At 45.4% G+C, this 18,282-nt stretch carries 17 protein-coding genes; 8 read left to right on the forward strand and 9 right to left on the reverse strand.

Features of this window, described 5'->3' with window-relative positions; translation table 11 throughout:
- The first annotated feature begins 27 nt into the window (after positions 1-27).
- Entirely contained in the window at positions 28-837 is an 810-nt protein-coding gene (locus CBX98_RS18975; protein ID WP_005391357.1) for a MetQ/NlpA family lipoprotein, read from the forward strand.
- Between the two features lie 110 nt (positions 838-947).
- Here the strand turns inward: CBX98_RS18975 and CBX98_RS18980 are convergent, their stop codons facing one another.
- Entirely contained in the window at positions 948-1,724 is a 777-nt protein-coding gene (locus CBX98_RS18980; protein ID WP_048626099.1) for a Zn-ribbon-containing protein, read from the reverse strand.
- A 2-nt stretch (positions 1,725-1,726) separates the two neighbouring features.
- Positions 1,727-2,272, reverse strand: a complete 546-nt coding sequence (syd, locus tag CBX98_RS18985; RefSeq protein ID WP_005391362.1) for a SecY-interacting protein — start codon at positions 2,270-2,272, stop codon at positions 1,727-1,729.
- Between the two features lie 108 nt (positions 2,273-2,380).
- Between syd and queF the strand changes: the two genes are divergently transcribed.
- From queF to xni, 5 genes are all read left to right on the forward strand, one after another.
- On the forward strand, positions 2,381-3,226 hold the full coding sequence (queF, locus tag CBX98_RS18990; RefSeq protein WP_109169994.1) for an NADPH-dependent 7-cyano-7-deazaguanine reductase QueF: 846 nt from the start codon (positions 2,381-2,383) through the stop codon (positions 3,224-3,226).
- Positions 3,227-3,391: 165 nt separating this feature from the next.
- A complete protein-coding gene (locus CBX98_RS18995) occupies positions 3,392-5,674 on the forward strand; it encodes a hypothetical protein (RefSeq protein WP_005391368.1) in 2,283 nt (760 codons plus the stop codon).
- 98 nt (positions 5,675-5,772) lie between these two features.
- A complete protein-coding gene (locus CBX98_RS19000; RefSeq protein ID WP_109169995.1) occupies positions 5,773-7,338 on the forward strand; it encodes a GGDEF domain-containing protein in 1,566 nt (521 codons plus the stop codon).
- A gap of 290 nt (positions 7,339-7,628) precedes the next feature.
- On the forward strand, positions 7,629-9,005 hold the full coding sequence (ppnN, locus tag CBX98_RS19005) for a nucleotide 5'-monophosphate nucleosidase PpnN (protein ID WP_005391372.1): 1,377 nt from the start codon (positions 7,629-7,631) through the stop codon (positions 9,003-9,005).
- 58 nt (positions 9,006-9,063) lie between these two features.
- Entirely contained in the window at positions 9,064-9,846 is a 783-nt protein-coding gene (xni, locus tag CBX98_RS19010; protein WP_005391374.1) for a flap endonuclease Xni, read from the forward strand.
- A 107-nt stretch (positions 9,847-9,953) separates the two neighbouring features.
- Here xni and rlmM read toward each other — a convergent pair whose 3' ends face one another.
- The 7 genes from rlmM to pomA form a co-directional block, all read right to left on the reverse strand.
- Positions 9,954-11,045 carry a 23S rRNA (cytidine(2498)-2'-O)-methyltransferase RlmM gene (rlmM, locus tag CBX98_RS19015; protein ID WP_005391375.1) on the reverse strand — a complete coding sequence of 364 codons (1,092 nt, stop codon included), beginning with the start codon at positions 11,043-11,045 and terminating at the stop codon, positions 9,954-9,956.
- On the reverse strand, positions 11,042-11,440 hold the full coding sequence (locus CBX98_RS19020; protein ID WP_005391376.1) for a DUF423 domain-containing protein: 399 nt from the start codon (positions 11,438-11,440) through the stop codon (positions 11,042-11,044). Before CBX98_RS19020 ends, rlmM begins: the two co-directional genes overlap by 4 nt.
- Complete coding sequence (locus CBX98_RS19025; protein WP_109169996.1) at positions 11,430-12,053, reverse strand: alpha/beta fold hydrolase; 624 nt, start codon at positions 12,051-12,053, stop codon at positions 11,430-11,432. The genes CBX98_RS19020 and CBX98_RS19025 overlap by 11 nt, the downstream gene beginning before the upstream one ends.
- Complete coding sequence (locus tag CBX98_RS19030; RefSeq protein WP_005391378.1) at positions 12,034-12,954, reverse strand: transcriptional regulator GcvA; 921 nt, start codon at positions 12,952-12,954, stop codon at positions 12,034-12,036. The genes CBX98_RS19025 and CBX98_RS19030 overlap by 20 nt, the downstream gene beginning before the upstream one ends.
- Positions 12,955-13,466: 512 nt before the next feature.
- Positions 13,467-14,915 (reverse strand): tRNA uracil 4-sulfurtransferase ThiI, encoded by a 1,449-nt coding sequence (thiI, locus tag CBX98_RS19035; RefSeq protein WP_031780206.1) that lies wholly within the window; start codon positions 14,913-14,915, stop codon positions 13,467-13,469.
- A gap of 211 nt (positions 14,916-15,126) precedes the next feature.
- Positions 15,127-16,074, reverse strand: coding sequence for a flagellar motor protein MotB (locus tag CBX98_RS19040; protein ID WP_006741833.1), 948 nt, complete (start codon positions 16,072-16,074; stop codon positions 15,127-15,129).
- Between the two features lie 14 nt (positions 16,075-16,088).
- Positions 16,089-16,850, reverse strand: coding sequence for a flagellar motor protein PomA (pomA, locus tag CBX98_RS19045; RefSeq protein WP_005381564.1), 762 nt, complete (start codon positions 16,848-16,850; stop codon positions 16,089-16,091).
- 263 nt (positions 16,851-17,113) lie between these two features.
- On the opposite strand from pomA, the gene xseB reads away from it, so the two are divergent.
- Positions 17,114-17,356: an exodeoxyribonuclease VII small subunit gene (xseB, locus tag CBX98_RS19050; RefSeq protein WP_005381566.1), complete on the forward strand. Its 243-nt coding sequence runs from the start codon at positions 17,114-17,116 to the stop codon at positions 17,354-17,356.
- Positions 17,357-17,377: 21 nt separating this feature from the next.
- The gene (gene ispA, locus CBX98_RS19055; RefSeq protein WP_005391389.1) at positions 17,378-18,262 is read left to right on the forward strand and encodes a (2E,6E)-farnesyl diphosphate synthase; all 885 of its coding nucleotides are present in this window, start codon (positions 17,378-17,380) and stop codon (positions 18,260-18,262) included.
- Positions 18,263-18,282: the final 20 nt, after the last annotated feature.

Here is an 18,282-nt window from a genome sequence, read left to right on the forward strand (position 1 = left end):
GAAAATACAAATTATAAGGAGATAAAGATGAAATTTAGCCTTAAAGGTCTTTTGACTGTAGCAACAGCCGCTTCTGCTCTTGTTCTAGCGGGTTGTGGCGACAAAGAAGTAGACGTAAATAAAGTAAAAGTTGGCGTTATTGCTGGTGCTGAAGCACAAGTTGCCGAAGTGGCAGCTAAAGTAGCAAAAGAAAAGTACAACCTAGATGTTGAATTAGTAACATTTACCGATTACGTAACGCCAAATGCCGCTCTGGATGATGGTTCAGTAGACGCGAATGCGTTCCAACATAAACCATACCTAGACCAACAAGTGAAAGACCGCGGCTACAAACTGGCTATCGCGGGTAACTCATTCGTTTACCCTATTGCTGGTTACTCTAAGCAAGTGAAGTCAATCGATGAAATCCAAGATGGCGCACGCATCGCAGTTCCAAACGATCCAACGAACCTAGGTCGCTCACTACTGCTTCTTGAGCAACAAGGTTTGATTACGCTGCGTGATGGCGTTGGTCTACTCGCTACAGTACGTGACATCGTAGGCAACCCTAAAAATATCGAAATCATTGAGTTAGAAGCGCCACAACTTCCACGTTCATTGGATGACGTAACGCTATCTATCATCAACACCACTTACGCAAGCTCTATCGACCTATCGCCAGAGCGTGACGGTGTGTTTGTTGAAGATAAAGACTCACCATACGTAAACCTAATTGTTGCTCGCGAAGAAAATGTTAATGCGCAAAACGTACAAAACTTCGTAAAAGCTTACCAAACGGAAGAAGTTTACGAAGCGGCAAAAGAGCTATTCAAAGGCGGCGTAGTGAAAGGTTGGTAATCCCACTTTTCTAAACCGTACTGAAAATAATAGTCTGAACATAAAAGGGCTGATGTGAAAACATCAGCCCTTTTATTTCTCTATCTAACCATTTAAGTAACCTCAATTAGTTACTTAAGGTGGTCCCAAGAGATATTCGACACGATTCGGCAGTCATCACACTTAAAGTGAAATATGTCATGTAGTGGCTCATCGAGTAGCCACTCTCCACCGCATTTTGGGCACTTGCGCGCTTTCTCACTCTCCAGCGACTGACCACCGACACGATATTGGTAATAGTACGTAGGAACCTTGGTGATGTATTCGATACGACCTCGCAAATCCCAACCGCGGCGGAACAACACGCTGTCTACATCGCAAATCTCGTGCAGCGCCGCATGCTCTGCACGGCACCCGCCAGCCATTTGGATTTCATCGCACGCTTGCCATTCTGTCTGCCATTTGATGACGGCTTTATGGTCACCATTTAGCGTCGGCTCATTGCGATACAAAGGAATCGGCAACAACGTTTCCCCACTGCGCAATGGCGAACACGTATGAACATAAGTCGTGTACAACACTTGCCAGCTAGGTGTCTCTTCTTCGGCCGCTTGTTCTGAATTTAAATCACGGCCAAGCATACGCATTTTCGGTGCAAGCAAAGACGCGTCTGACAAACGGTTCATGCACACTTTGACAAAATCTGAGTGATAACGTGGATGCAAACTGTCTTGCTCTGGGCAAACGACACGAACATAAAACTCGCCATCTCCCATCACTATCGGGAATTCACGGCCTAGTACTTGGCCGTTGTAACGCAACGCATCCATCAAGCCATTAATGGCTTTGTCTACCGCGCTGACGGTGGTGTTATCAAAACACTCAAACTGCAACTCAACAACGTACATATTTAGACGGCAGCCTCTAACTTGCTCAAGAACTCAGCCAATGAATCCGCCAGCACATCGCGTTTAGACGTACCTAAACGCTCTAAAATCACATTACCAGTGAGGTTACAAATCGAGATCACATCCATTTCCTCATCTGTCGCCGCGATAAATACCGTTGGTTTAAGTTTCAGGCGACGTTGCGTCACCAAATGACCAAGAATATTTTCTTGTAGGCGCACAAAATCATCATCGCTCCACACTTGCAGTAGCGTCAACGAATTACCTTGCCAAGTTGCCTCCATATCGGCGCTGTATTGAGAACCATAAAAGGCTTTTACATCATCTTGCAGTGACAACTCAATAGCATTTTCCACATTAGTGAAATCGGCCATCTCATTACGCGCGACCGCTTTCCAAAGCACCTTTCCATCACGCTTCTCTTCGACACAAGGAGAAACAAGATCTGCAAGCTCTTCACTGCTTGGCAACTCATTATATTTAGCTTGCCAAGCTTGTTGGTAGCGCAGGCTGAACTCTTGTAGCGCCTGAGTAACGTTTTGGGTCATGAAGGTCTCCTCATTCCTTATTTATCAGATAGCCGTGTTTGCCGGATGGCAATTGACCAGCGGATTCAGTAAAATTCTCGCCATTCTAATCGAAAACGACCACAAAGTATGAGCAAATATTCTGACGCTAAAGAGCTTGCTGGCCTAACACTAGGTAAAAAAACCGAGTATGCGAACCAATACGACCCAAGCTTGCTGCAACCAGTTCCTCGTAGCCTAAACCGAGATGACCTTCAGTTAGGCGAAAGCCTTCCTTTTATGGGCCACGACATTTGGACGCTGTACGAGCTCTCTTGGTTAAATAGTAAAGGCTTACCACAAGTGGCCGTTGGCGAAGTATACATTCCAGCCACCAGTGCAAACTTGATTGAGTCGAAGTCTTTCAAACTGTACTTAAACAGCTATAACCAAACCCGCTTTGCAAGCTGGGAAGAAGTTGAAGAGCGTTTAACGCAAGACCTATCTGAATGTGCCGGTGAAAAGGTGTTGGTCGAGGTGAACCCGGTTACTCACTACACCAATCAGCCTATTGTGACAATGGAAGGCGAATGCATTGATGACCAAGACATTGACATCACCAGTTACGATTTTGATGCCGATTTGCTTGAAGGCGCAGCAGGTGAAGAGCAAGTGGAAGAAATCCTACATAGCCACCTATTGAAATCAAACTGTTTGATCACTAACCAGCCTGACTGGGGCAGTGTAGAAATTCGCTACCAAGGTGCAAAAATAGATCGCGAGAAATTACTGCGTTACTTGGTATCTTTCCGCGAGCACAACGAATTTCACGAACAGTGTGTTGAGCGTATTTTTACTGATCTAATGAAATACTGCCAACCAAGCAAACTGACCGTATTCGCCCGCTACACGCGCCGTGGTGGCTTGGACATCAACCCGTACCGCTCAACGGAACAAGACAAGCCAGATCACAACCACCGCATGGCTCGTCAGTAATCGCGTTAGTGACAGAAATAAGTTCGGTAATCTAAAGGGTTACCGGACGTTTTTATTGTCCAAGCATGTTACTATATCAAATGGCTTCAACCTCCATTTAAGAGGCTTGTTGAGGCCTTTTACCGTTATCCGCCATATCTAAAAACAGTTCGAGGGAACGAAAGGATGTTTTGGGACAGTTCGCGTCTATTCAAGTTGATTGGCTTTCTTTGCTTGCTGTTTGTACAGCCGCTTCATGCGACCATTTTATCGTCCGCGTTACTCAACGAAGCACAACAATTGGCGGAAATAGAGCCATCACAAGCAAAACAAGCGGCAACCAACTACTTGTCACAACGTGAGCTAACGGAACGCAAAGAGAGTGACAGCCCTTCTGCTATGTCTCGTGACGAGACCGATCGTAGCGTTCGCACACCAAGCAGCACCATCGAAGCACACAAGATTATCGCTCAGGCAGACTACGCCATGGGTAACGTTCGTTCGGCTATTGAACACCTAAACAAAGCCGAGCGCTTAGCGCAAGAATATCAATTACCGTACATGGATTTAGATCTCCAGCTAATGCGCAACCAAATGATTTGGATGTACGACAAAAACTATTCAAAAGCGGAAGATACGCTTAACCAAATTGAGCAGCAACTCGATGAAGCCGATGCGGTATTGCAACGTACCGACAGCGTTCGCTATCGATTAGTGATGCAAAGAGCGCTCCTCGCTTCACATAGTGGCGATCTGATTAAAGCGGAAAGTTTGTATTCTCAAGCCAAAACTATGCTTGAAGACAGCCGATCTGACTTAGCCTTGATCGACTATTACACAGCCGTCGGCGAGTTTTATCTGAATAGCAAGAAATACAATTTGGCTTTGTCGGAACTGCTTTATGGTTATTGGCAATCTATTGAGAGTGACAGTGGCGCAAGGTTAGCAAAAGTTAATCGCCTGTTGGCAAGACTCTTCCAAGAGCGCCGAGTTTACGACAAAGCGATCGAATACTTATCTCAAGCCGCAGACTTCTATGACTCCTACCCTAGCTCTCCCATCCTAGCGGATGTCCTTGAGCAAATGGGTGACATTTATTTTTACCAAGGCAAGTTTAACCTTGCCTTAGTGCACTACTTCAACGTGCTGGACCATGAAAGCACCAGTAAGAACATTAATCGGATCATTAAGATTCGCTTAAGCTTGGCGGCTACCTATCTACAACTCTATAACTACGCGCTAGCTGAACAATACCTAGACCGTTCTAAAGAGCTTTTAGAATACACTGACATTCCTAAGCTTGAAGCAAAGGCAGCGTTGCTTCAGTCAGGCCTGGCTTATCATCAAAACGACAGTAAAAACGTCATTACCAATGCAAAGCTGGCGTTAGCTCTTGCTGAAAAGTCACCAGAAAATAACAACTTCATTAAGCAGCAGTCTTACCGCTTACTCGGGCTTGGTTACGAGCAGGCAGGCGAATACCAACTTTCTCTGCAGGCTTATAAGAAATACACCAACCTTGTGCGTTTAGAGCAAAAGCAGCTCAACCAAATCAGTGAGGATGCATTCCGCCAACAAAAAGAGTTTGCTGAACAAACCATCCACTATATCGGCCAATCGGAACGCCTTGAACAAGTGGAAAGGGAACACCGCAAATTCCAGAAAATCTCATTCGCATTGTTTATTACTGTGTTGGTGATGTTTTTGTTCATTATGCGCCGCGGCGTGATCATGCAACGCCAAGCAAGTGAAATCGAAAAACTGCGTAATGATCTCTTCACTCACTCTCGTTCCCGTTTGCGTAACTTGCGTATGCTGAACGTGAAACTGTCTCGCTCATTGAAAAAGTCGAGCGAAACTTTCGAGCAATGGCAAATGGGCGAATTGATCCACGAGCCACTTAACGACCGCCTGCGCTTTGTCATGATCGACTTGCCATTCCTACGAAGCATGTACGTCCACAACGGTTATAAAGCAGGCCTGGAGCTGGAGCGCGCATTTGGTGACTTCCTAGCGGAAAAGATAGAAAAACCGTCGCGTCTTTACCATTTCTCAGATGCAAACCTACTCTACATAGAACCGAATGCTGACCGTGATGCTTCTGCCGAAGTCATGTTCGAGAAATTCCAGACTTGGGTGGATGAGTTCGCTCAACAACACAACGTCAACCGTATTATTCGCATGGGTATCAGCGATTATCCGTTCTTACCCCGAGCCTACACTGCAATTAACGACGAGGAATTACTCGATCTGTTGCTACTTGCGACTCACATTGCGCGAGAAGTCAGCTTGAAGGATAAGCAAAGCCACTGGGTTTTCTTGAAAGCCATCGATAACGCACCCGCCGCGAGCTTTGCAACGGGTAACATAAGAACCGCCTGTCAGCATGCCATTAGCCAAGGTCTGATTAAGATCCATTCGTCCTACAAGAATGAGGACGACATCAAGAAAATATTAAAAAATGGATAATTAAACGCCTGTTAGACATAATAACTAATGACGCTATAACGTTTTTTGTTATTATCGGATAATTGTCAGTAGTACATGGACTTAACCGTAGTCACTTCATGGGAATCTTGGAATCCGATATTCAGTCGCAGCTTCATCAGCTGAGTTGTCAACTTGACCAACTCAGACTGACACATCGTGATACTTCACTCAAATTCAAACGTGAACAACAAGTTCTTAAACGCGTTGTGGCATCATTGTCTTCAGCTTGCCAGGGTTCGAATACCCAGGTATCCAATTACCTGTTTGAAATCCAACAAGAGCTGCAACATCAAAAAGATATCAGTACTCTTATCCCACGTTTAGCGGTATTAGAGAGAATGCTCAAACAGCAGTCGAAGACGATGGACAAACAGAACGGCTACCTAGACGAACAAATCAAACACAGTGGTGAAACACTCCAACGTGTCACAGGTTTACCTGCGCAGTTAAAACGTGAACTACGGAACTTAATGAGTTTCTCAGAAGCTCATGCCAGCAATAAAGCCGATCAAGCCACTAAGCTACTGAGCATTTACGAACGCGCTCTGAAAATCATCACTTCCAACTCGCGTTTGCATCTCAGTGAGTTTGAGAATAATCCTGATAAGTCTCAACTTGAGTGCTTAGCCAGCGATCTACAACATACCATCACCGAGCTGGATTTTGAGGGAGAAACTGGAGATAGGTTGCTCGATATTCGGGCTAAGCTGCTTCTTGGCGTGAGTGCAGAGTCTCTCATTGAGCTTACGCTCTCAACGCTGAAATTGGTTGTCGAAGCAACAAAGTTCGAGCGCGAAGCATCTAGCCAATTCCTTGATCAGCTGAACACTTCTCTCGCAAGTAACCTAAAAACCGTTCATCAGAACGTCGACCAACATCATACCTACTTTGAGCACCGCCAAGAGCTCAACACAGAAATGAACAGTCTGGTTGAATTGAGTCAACTATCGCTCGACCAAGCTCAAGATCTAGCGGATGTAAAAAAAGAAATCGCCCCGTTACTTGTGAAAATGGCGTCGCTGACAGAGCGACTTAAAATGACGGAAGAACGAGAACAAGCGCTGCAAGAGCGTTTGAATTACAGTAAGAACCAGCTCGAAGCCGTGTTTGAAACCACCCAAGATCATCGTCGACGCTTAGATGACCAAGCTCAGCGCATGTTGCTCGACCCTCTGACTAAAGTCTATAACCGCACCGCATTTAATGATCGACTAGAGCTAGAGTATCGGCGTTGGATTCGCTCTCAACAGAATCTGCGTGTAGTGTTGTTTGACGTTGATAACTTCAAAGCGGTGAATGACAGCTATGGCTATACGGCTGGTGATAAAGCGTTGAAGATCATAGCTCGCACCATTAATAAACGCGTATCAGAAACTGAAACGGTAGCTCGCTTTGGTGGCGAAGAGTTTATTTTACTCGTTCCAGAACAATCTGAAGAATACACACTGGATCTCATTAAACATATCCAGCGTGATATTAGCCAATTACCATTTAAGTTCCGTGAGCAAAATATCATGATCACCCTAGCGGCTGTGTCGACCTCTTTTAAAGAGTCCGATACACCAGAGTATGTACTCGATCGACTCGGCAAGATGCTTGCGGACGCTAAAAAACGTGGAACAAATCAACTTAACTGGAGCTAGATTTCGTACAAAAAGCGAACAAACAAACCAGAATTGGCGCAATTTACGCTTTATAACCACCCATTTTCAACGAGTTATCACATTTCTTCCCTTTCAGTCTGCTAAGCTGTAAAAACCCAAGTCACTTCAAGATGATGCATTTACAGAACGCGAATGTACCATCTTGAGGTTGCTTGGGAGTCAATAACCATAAAACCAAATCGGCCAACTGCCTTTCATCAAACCATACGTATAACCCAAAAAGGTGAGTTGGTACTTTCCCTCAAAATAATGCAACACAAGGAGGCGTTATGATTACCCATATAAGCCCCGCTGGTAGCATGGACTTGCTATCTCAATTAGAAGTAGAGCGCTTAAAGAACACGGCCTCGAGTGAACTTTATCAACTGTACCGCAACTGCACGTTAGCGGTGTTGAACTCCGGCAGTCATACCGATAACTCGAAAGAGCTACTCGATAAACACCAGTCGTTTGATGTCAACGTAGTGCGCCGCGAGCGTGGTATTAAGCTTGAGCTGACTAACCCGCCTGAGCACGCCTTTGTCGATGGCGAAATAATTAAAGGTATCCAAGAGCATCTGTTCTCCGTGTTACGCGATATTGTTTATGTCAATATGCATTTAGCAGACGCACAACGACTCAACCTGACGAACCCAATTCACATCACTAACCTCGTGTTCGGTATTCTGCGTAATGCCAGAGCACTCACACCAGGTATCGAGCCAAACCTCGTCGTGTGTTGGGGTGGTCACTCTATCAATGGCGTGGAATATCAATACACACGTGAAGTCGGTAACGAGCTTGGCTTGCGTGAACTTAATATCTGCACGGGTTGTGGCCCTGGTGCGATGGAAGGGCCAATGAAAGGTGCCGCTATCGGACATGCGAAGCAGCGTTATACTCAGCAACGTTATCTTGGTTTAACCGAACCTTCGATTATTGCAGCCGAGCCACCAAACCCAATCGTGAATGAGCTGGTTATCATGCCAGACATCGAAAAGCGTTTGGAAGCCTTTGTACGTATGGCGCATGGCATTGTGATTTTCCCTGGTGGTCCGGGTACTGCAGAAGAGTTGCTGTATATTCTTGGCATTATGATGCACCCAGACAACGCCGATCAGCCAATGCCTATCGTGTTAACAGGACCAAAAGAGAGTGAAGAGTACTTCCGCTCTATCGACGAGTTTGTTCGCGATACACTTGGCGAAGAAGGTCAAAAGCATTACGAGATCGTCATTGACGATCCGGCAGAAGTGGCACGTATCATGAAGCGCTCCATGGACTCTGTACGCCTTCACCGAAAAGAAAAAGGCGATGCTTATAGCTTTAACTGGTCATTAAAAATCGAGCCTAACTTCCAGTTACCATTCGATCCAACTCATGAGTCGATGGAGCAATTGGATTTAAGCTTAGATCAAGAACCTCAAGTCTTAGCGGCCAACCTGCGTCAAGCCTTCTCCGGTATCGTGGCTGGTAACGTCAAAGCCGAAGGCATTCGAGAAATCGAACGTCGAGGCCCTTTCACCATTCACGGTGATCCTGTGCTAATGAAAAAGCTCGATAAGTTACTACAAGACTTTGTCGAACAACACCGAATGAAATTACCTGGCGGTTCAGACTACGAACCGTGTTACCGCATCGCTCACCCAGAAATTGGTGGTCGATAGTCAGGCTAGCATTCGTTACACTAGGGGCATTACGCCCCTTTTTTATTGCTAAGTCATTATGTCTATTCATCTTGTTATTATTGATGCCCTAAACCTGATCCGCCGTGTGCACTCTGCACAACCGGATCCAACCGACATAGCAAGAACCATCACCACGACACAAAGAACCCTCACTCGCATTCTGTCAGAAGCCAACCCGACACACATCATCGCGGTTTTCGATCACCATGAACAAGACAGAGGATGGCGAGCTGAGATTCTCCCAGACTATAAGCAAAATCGAAAACCAATGCCGGAACCACTGATGCAAGGTCTAGATGCGATTCAGCAAGCATGGTGGGAACAAGGTATTGATTCATTGCTTTCTGAAGGCGATGAAGCGGACGACTTGGTTGCGACTCTCGCGACGAAAGTGGCCAGTCATGGTGAAAAAGTCACCATCGTTTCTACGGATAAAGGCTACTGTCAGCTGCTTTCTCCTACCCTACAGATCCGTGATTACTTCCAACATCGTTGGTTAGATGAACCGTTTATCGAAAAAGAGTTCGGCGTAAAACCGAGCCAACTGGCCGATTATTGGGGGTTAACGGGGATCAGCTCTAGCCAAGTGCCGGGGGTTCCAGGCATTGGACCAAAAGCGGCGAAAGAGATTCTTACTCAGTTTGAGAATATTGAAGCAGCCTACGCCAGTGAAGACCTCGCACCGAAATACCGTAAAAAATTAGACGAGCACATTGAGTCTGCACGCTTATGTAAACGCGTCGCGGCTTTAAAGTGCGACATTGAACTCGGCTTTAACTTACAGGACATTCGCTTTACAGGACCAAATAAAGCGGAATAGTGTCTGATGATGGTTTCAAACCATAAAGCTCTCAGACAATAAAAAAGCGCCATTTGAAGGCGCTTTTTCTATTCTCGGGACTATCCCCAAATGACTAGGAGATAGAATTAATACGGCGAAATGTTCGATAGACACTGGATATGAATCGTGATTTCTTCACGATCATGATACAAATGCTTAGCTTGTAGTCTGAACTTTACCTTATTATCAATCAGGAACTGCTTGAGATTTTCAAGGTCTTGCAGCACCTCGTCATAGCGGCCTTTCATTGGCAGCTTAAGGTTAAAGATTGCCTCTTTCGCCCAACCTTTTAACAGCCACTGGCCCATAAGGTGAGCAACACGAGCTGGCTTTTCTACCATGTCACAAACAATCCATGTTACGTTCTTACGGTCTGGTTCGAACTTAAAACCATCCACCATATGATGCTTGATCTGGCCGGTTTCCATCAAGCTGTCTGCCATCATGCCGTTATCGACACAGTGAACGAACATCGAGCGCTTCACCAGTTGGTACGTCCAACCGCCTGGACATGCCCCTAAATCGACCCCCCACATTCCTGGAGCCAAACGCTCATCCCACTCTTCACGTGGAATAAAGACGTGAAATGCTTCTTCCAGTTTAAGCGTTGAACGACTTGGGGCGTCTGCTGGGAACTTAAGGCGAGGAATACCCATGAAGAACTGAGAGTTATTGTCAGTGTAAGAATAACCGACATAACAGTGGCCAGGCTCCACAAAACAAATGTGCAGTACTGGCTTCTTCGCGTTGTCTTTGTTCAACATTAAACCTTTACCGCGCAACGCTTGACGCATTGGGACAGTAAATTTACGGCAGAATTTCAGTAGTTCTTTCGCTTCATTCGTATCCGGAGTTTCAATTCTCAAATCCCCACAGCGAGGAAACGCTTCAATGTCTGCTAGCTCATTCAAAATTGGGCTAATGCGGTCATCACTTGGCAGCGATTGAAACTCAGCCGCTACCGCAAACATTTGGCGAGCGAAGATTAACGACTTAAAGTCCAAACCTCTCGCAAGTTTGTCCGCATCTCCATCTTGGTAACACTCGAAGACAACATAACCTGAGTTTCTCTTCACACGAGGGAAGCCATACACTTCCAGCTGTGTCGCTTTGTCCTGAATTTCACCAGCACACTCTTTCTCAAAGCCAGAACGGCAATAGAGCATTAGTTGTTTCACTTGGAGACCTCTTTGATATTGAACGCAGCAAAAAAGAACAGACACCAACCAATCATGAACAGCAATCCTCCCATAGGAGTAATCGGCCCAAACCACTTAATGCCTGTCAGCGCCAGCGCGTAAAGACTGCCGCTAAAACAAAAGATGCCGATGATAAAGCAAATCGCTGCAATGAAAAAATATTTTTGTGCTTTTTGTCCCAAATTCAATAGCAATAAAACCGCACAAAACACAATCGCCAACGTGTGAATAAATTGGTACAACACTCCGGTCTCAAATACGCCAAGTAAATACGGAGCCAGCTGAGCTTTTAGCCCATGTGCAGCAAAGGCTCCTAGAGCGACAGAAACCAGCCCAGACAGACCAGAAAATGAGAGTAACCACTTACTTTTCACGGTGCACCTCTTTGATAAACGCCGCTAACTGCTCTACCGCGAGATCGATGTTACCCGCCTCGGTATGGCCTGAGCTCTTGCGCGGTTTAAAGCTGTGGTCACCATCGGGTAAAAAACTCACCTTAACTTGCGATGAAAGGACAAAGTCATCGAACTCCTCACGCTTACCAAAGGTGTCTCGCTCCCCTTGTAGAATCAGCGTAGGTTTCTCGATATTCGCTAAGTGATCGCCTTTGAACTTTTCTGGCTTTCCCGGTGGGTGAAATGGAAACCCTAAACAGGCAATGCCCGCCACCAACTCATTTTCAGCCAGTAAACTCGACATGCGGCCACCCATTGACTTACCACCAATGACAATAGGTTGAGAGGTAAAGTGAGCAATCACTTCTTCATAGGCTTCAAGCAGCTTTGGCGCACGATCTGGTGGGCGCTTTTTCCCATCTTCCGCTCGCTTAATCATATACGGGAAGTTAAATCGCACCACGCGAATTCCTTGCTCAACTAATCCTTTGGCAACGGCGGTCATGAAATCATGTTCCATCCCCGCTCCAGCGCCATGGGCAAAGATAAATAGAGGACCGCTCTCAGGTCCCTCAACTATCCATTGGCTCATCTAATACTTCCTCTTGCTCTTTTCTCGCGGTCGCCAACATCCAGTCTCTAAACGTTGCGATTCGGCCCATATCTGCCTGCTGTTCATGACACACCACGTAGAATGCATTCTTGGAGATCAACACCTCGTCGAATGGCGCGATGAGTCGTCCAGCTTCCATTTCTGGCTTGGCGAGTACGTTGTTACCAAGCGCAACCCCCTGACCATGCGCAGCAGCCTGTAGCACCATTGTCGAGTGACTGAAAATAGGACCGTGGTTTACATTGATACCTTCGATGTTGTAGTGACGCGCAAACTGCTTCCAGTCTTTACGCGAAGTATCATGTAACAAAGTGTGTAATTTGAGGTCACTTAGAGATTCTAATGGTTTGTTGCCTAAAAGTAACGAAGGTGAACAAAGTGGGATCAGAAACTCTTGGTACAATTTATCCGCTCGCAAACCCGGCCAATTCCCACGGCCATAGTAGATAGCGACATCTACATCATCAGTCAGTGAACCTTCATCCATATCCACAGCTTTAATACGTACATCGATATCTGGCTCTTGAGCATTAAAGTCGGCCAAACGAGGCACCAACCATTGGATAGCAAAACTCGGCGGTAGACTGATCGTCAATGCCCCTTTTTCACTACGTTCCAATACCTTATCTGTCGCCTCGGCAATCGAGGTGAAAATATCTTTGATGTCGAGAAAGTAACTTTGTCCTTCTTCTGTCAACAATAGCGAACGATTACGGCGACGAAAGAGCTTCAACGATAAGAACTCTTCGAGTGCTTTAATTTGGTGACTGACCGCGGCTTGAGTAACAAACAACTCTTCTGCCGCTCGCGTAAAACTGAGATGGCGAGCAGCCGCTTCGAAGACTCGAAGCGAATTTAATGGAGGCAATCTGCGAGACATATGGGACCTCAAATAGGATTAGTTTTTTTAATCTGAAACATTATAAAATGTCCGTTGTCGAACAGCCAGATAAATTCTATATTTCACCCCGCAACACGAGCCTGAACGGCTTGATTTCTTTGGAAATCAATTGGCTTCGTTGTTGCGATGTTGTGTTTGCAAACTCGTATTTCGAGTTAGGTAGATTTCTACCATAATGTTTTGTCCACACTCCCTGTGACAAAACATATACTTCCTGTATTTATTTTTGACCTGTCTGTCAAATTTGTTACACCGCCTAAATTAGGCGGTGTTTTTTTTATCTATCGAAAATCTCATCCGTATATCTGGCAGCAACATCACTTTATTACTCTTCTTTCGGATTAATTATCGTTATATCAACACAAAGTGTATGGCTTTGCGATAAGCCTCAATATTATGCTAAGTAATGATTAGCTGTAACGCGATCAAAAACAAAAAAGGCGCAAATTGATGTCTCAATTTGCGCCTTTTAACGTCTTTTTATCAGTCAACTATGGGCGGTAAACTTTTACGTTATTGAAGCCTTGCTCTTGCAAGTAAAGTGCTTGCAGGCGGCTCATCACCCCACGGTCACAGTACAATAGATATGTCTTGGATTGGTCTAAATCACCAAACTGTGTACCCAACTTGTAGAATGGGATATGTTTCACATCCACACCTTCGATTTCGAGCGGGTTATCGTCTTCCTCTTCAGGACTACGAATATCTAGCACAACCGCGTGCTCTTCTACCGCTTCAACCTGCTCGACTTCTGGTGCTGCTTGCTCAGACTCTTTCGCGATATCACGAATGTCCATCATGCGTGCATCACGAACTACTTGCTCAAGAATGCTAAAGTCAAACTTCTCTTCTTCCGCTTCTAGCTTCGCTTTAATCGCTTTTACTGTCGGCTTCTTAGAAATAACACCACAATACTCTGGCATAGTCTTCGCAAAGTCTTCCGTGCCGATTTCGCGTGCTAGGTTAATGATGTCTTCTTTATCCCAGTTGATAAGTGGGCGCAGAATCAACGTGTCCGTTACGTTATCGATATGGCGGAGGTTAGTTAGCGTTTGGCTCGATACTTGACCGAGCGCTTCGCCTGTTACCAATGCTTCGATCTTCATCTTCTGAGCGATCATGCCTGCTGCACGCATGAACATACGCTTCAAGATAACCCCCATTTGGCCGTCATCGACTTTCTCTAGGATTTCCGCAACCACAGGTTCGAAATCAACTGAGATGAAACGAACTTTTGCTGAAGAGCCGTATTTGTTCCATAGGTAGTGAGAAACCTGCTTAACGCCGATTTCATGCGCTGGACCACCTAGGTTAAAGAAACAGTAGTGTACTTTTGAGCCACGTTTGATGTGTAGATAGCTAGAAACACCAGAGTCAAAACCACCAGAGATCAAGCTCAACACGTCTTCTTGCGTACCCAGTGGGAAGCCGCCTAGACCTTTATGACGAGCCAGCACTTGGTTTAGCTTATCGTTCGAGACTTCCACCTTGATCGTCACGTCTGGGTTTTGCAGCTTAACTCTTGCGCTCTCAATCGCTTGGTTTAAACCACCGCCGACATAACGCTCTAGTTCGATAGAGGTAAAGTCGTGCTTACCGCGACGCTTCGCACGTACAACAAAGGTTTTATTTTCGAGTGCAGAGCGATTTAGCTCCAGTACTTGTTCGAAGATATCGTGCAAGTCTTTAAATTCGGTCTGCTTCACTTCTAGTACGTGGTGAATGCCTGGTGTATGAGTCAAAACCTCAAGAACTTCAGCGTGGAATTCGTTACTCTCAGAGGTCACTTCAATGTGATCACGACGGTTGAATACCGCGACAGATTCCGTGCGGCTCTTAATGATGTTACGAATGTTGCACTCTAAAATCTTTGTGAAGCGCTTACGCACAGATTCACTTTTTACAAAAATTTCTGGATGGGGCTTTACAATAAATTTCATAGTCTAATTCGCAGGTTAGTTTCGCAATCAACAAAGAGTGATACTCAACTTCAATGCTTCATACGCAGTAAAACCGCGTTTCAGTCACAAAAAGTAGTCTGAGCTCACTTTTAAGGCGCAAGATTATACACCCAAGCGGATTGGAAAAACAAAAAAAGCGAGCAATCTGCTCGCTTTCCTATCTCTCTACTGACTTAAAACTAAAGTCTAGTTATTGAATTACAGGCACTTCTTCACTGTATAGTGGTTCGCCTTGCATGATACTGATTTCAACCCGTCGGTTAAGCGCGCGATTTTCATCAGAATCATTCGGCAACAATGGTTCAGTATCTGCCATGCCTCGCACTCTCAAACGTTGATGAGAGAAGCCTCTCACCTTCTCCATCTCTTGTGCGACCGATACGGCGCGCTGAGAAGAGAGATCCCAGTTAGAACGATAAAGCTCTGAGTCCAACGGTCGGTTGTCCGTATGACCGGATACTCGCACAATGCCTGGCACGTCTTTTACTAACTCTGCAATTTGTCGAACTAAAGGGCGGAATTTAGGCTGCAAGAAAGCCGAACCTTCAGGGAATGCACCTTTTTCACGCATGCGTATGACAATCTGTTGGCCAAGATTTTCAACTTCAATGGCACCTTGTTCAATCTCTCGCTCTAAGGCTTTCTTGATGCTTTCCATCAAGGTTTCCATCTCTTGCGACATCTCTTCAGATTGCTGCTGTTGCATGTCCGCTTCTGCAGATTGATTGTTTTGCGTTGACGTTTCTGGCGATTGACCACCGGTTAACTTTCCTTCATCACGCTTTGTGCCACCAGCTCGGTCAGACTCCCCTTCATGAAATTCGAGCGTCTGCTGAGTGATGTCCATGGTTTGCTGCATGATGACATCAATCGGCGTTGGTTCTGGTCGGCCCGGTCGAAACTCTTGAGCAATGATGCTAGTACCTTTGGGAATGTCTTTCACTTCAAGTTGATTTTGTACACCAAAGGCAAATTTCATTGATCCCGCAATCTGTTTGAACTTCAGTACGTCCATTTCAGAAAACGAGAGCAGAAGAACAAAGAAACACATCAGTAGCGACATTAAATCCGCGAATGTCCCCATCCATAACGGGAGACCGGGTGGCGGACAATCGCATTTGTTATCTTCATCATCCATCACTACTCTCCAAGTTACTCGTCAATCTCAAGGGCACGTTTACCTTCGTTGAGGTAGTTCTTCAAGTAACTATCAATCACTCGCGGGTTTTGACCATCTTGAATCGCTAATACACCATCCATGATCAAACGGCGGTTTAGCGTTTCTTGATCACGGCGCAGAGAAAGCTTATCCGCAATAGGGAAAAACACCATGTTGGACAGGATCGCGCCATACAATGTGGTTAAGAGCGCAACCGCCATTGCAGGTCCAATCGCTTTTGGATCATCCATATTCGAAAGCATCGCGACTAAACCAACCAAGGTACCAATCATCCCCATTGCAGGGGCAACGTCACCAAAGGCGCGAAATACGCCAGTGCCTTGAGTATGTCGTTCATCCGTAAGCGCAATGTCTTTTTTTAAGGCCGCTCTTACCACGTCAGCATCATGGCCATCAACAAGCAAATCAATGCCTTTTTGCATAAAAGTGTTATTAATTTCCATCTCTTCAAGAGCAAGAAAACCACCTTTACGTGCCGCATCGGCCATTTCCACAATTTTTGCGATCAAGTCTTCCGGTTCATCCGCTTTAAACATGAAGGCTTTGCCTGCGATCTTTGTTGCACCAAAGAACTGTCCCATTGTGAACTTCATCAGTACTACAAATATTGAGCCACCAACGACAATAAGGATCGACGTGACATCGACAAACATGCCGATGCTGCCACCAAGCACCATCGCCATAATGACGAATGCAAAACCACCAATCAAACCTAATAGGGTTGCTAAATCCACAAAGCACTCCTCACGCTATACTCAAATACTGCCATTGGGCGGATTATTACCTGTATCGACAACTCGCGCAGAATTTTTAGAAAAATCTTAGCTAATGGATCACAAATTAGACTTAACAACCTTAACCAAAATATGGGGTTTCAGCGCTTAGGCTCGTTTAACGCTAATTTTGTGACAATTATATAAGGTTAAATTTGACCAAGTTACTAGGCTAAGGTAACTTTCGTGCATCTTCTCCAAGGCTTGATTAAGGCAAAAAAAAGATGGCGGTCAAGAAACCAGAAAACATGACCTTCGAAGCAACCATTGAAGAGCTTGATAGCTTGGTTGATCAATTAGAAAATGGCGATCTTGCCCTAGATGATGCTCTACGTAAGTTTGAACGAGGCATTGCCTTAGCTCGTGCTGGCCAAACTAAACTTAGCGACGCCGAACAGCGCGTAAGTATTCTTCTCAGCGAAGATGATGAAGCACCACTGAGTGACTTCAAACCAGATTCAGAATAACCATCAGTAGTGAGCAATGTGATGCAACAGACATTGACGTCTTTTCAACAAAGAAACAATCAGCAATTGAACTTGTGGCTCGATCAGCTTCCATATCAAGAGCAGCCATTGATTCAAGCAATGAAATACGGCCTTTTGCTAGGTGGAAAACGCGTTCGCCCTTTTCTTGTTTACATCACAGGTCAAATGCTCGGCTGTAAACCAGAAGACTTAGACACTCCTGCCGCTGCTATCGAATGTATACATGCCTACTCACTCATTCATGATGATCTGCCTGCCATGGACGATGATGAACTGCGTCGAGGTCAACCAACTTGTCATATTAAGTTTGATGAAGCAACCGCAATACTGACAGGTGATGCACTACAAACTCTCGCCTTCACCATTATTGCCGATGGTCAATTAAACCCGGCAGCCGAGACTCAACGCATCAATATGATCAAAGCGTTGGCGCATTCTTCTGGCGCCAACGGCATGTGTGTTGGACAAGCTTTAGATTTAGGCGCAGAAAATCGCCAAGTTTCTCTTGAAGAAATGGAAGAGATACACCGTAAAAAAACCGGAGCTCTGATTGATTGTGCGGTAAAATTAGGTGCATTAGCTGCTGGTGAGAAAGGTATCGAGGTTCTACCTCACTTGGAGCGCTACTCAAAAGCAATTGGTTTGGCGTTTCAGGTTCAAGACGATATTCTTGATATCATCAGTGACACAGAAACACTGGGTAAGCCTCAAGGTTCCGACCAAGGTCTGAATAAGAGCACTTATCCTTCCCTGCTGGGTTTAGAGGGAGCCATAGAGAAAGCTCACACTCTGTTACAGGAAGCACTTCAAGCATTGGAAGCTATCCCATACAATACTCAGTTACTCGAAGAGTTCGCCCGATATGTCATCGAGCGCAAAAATTAACACTATAAGCGCGCATTTAT

The organism is Vibrio sp. T9, assembly GCF_003123985.1.
GTDB lineage: Bacteria > Pseudomonadota > Gammaproteobacteria > Enterobacterales > Vibrionaceae > Vibrio > Vibrio diabolicus.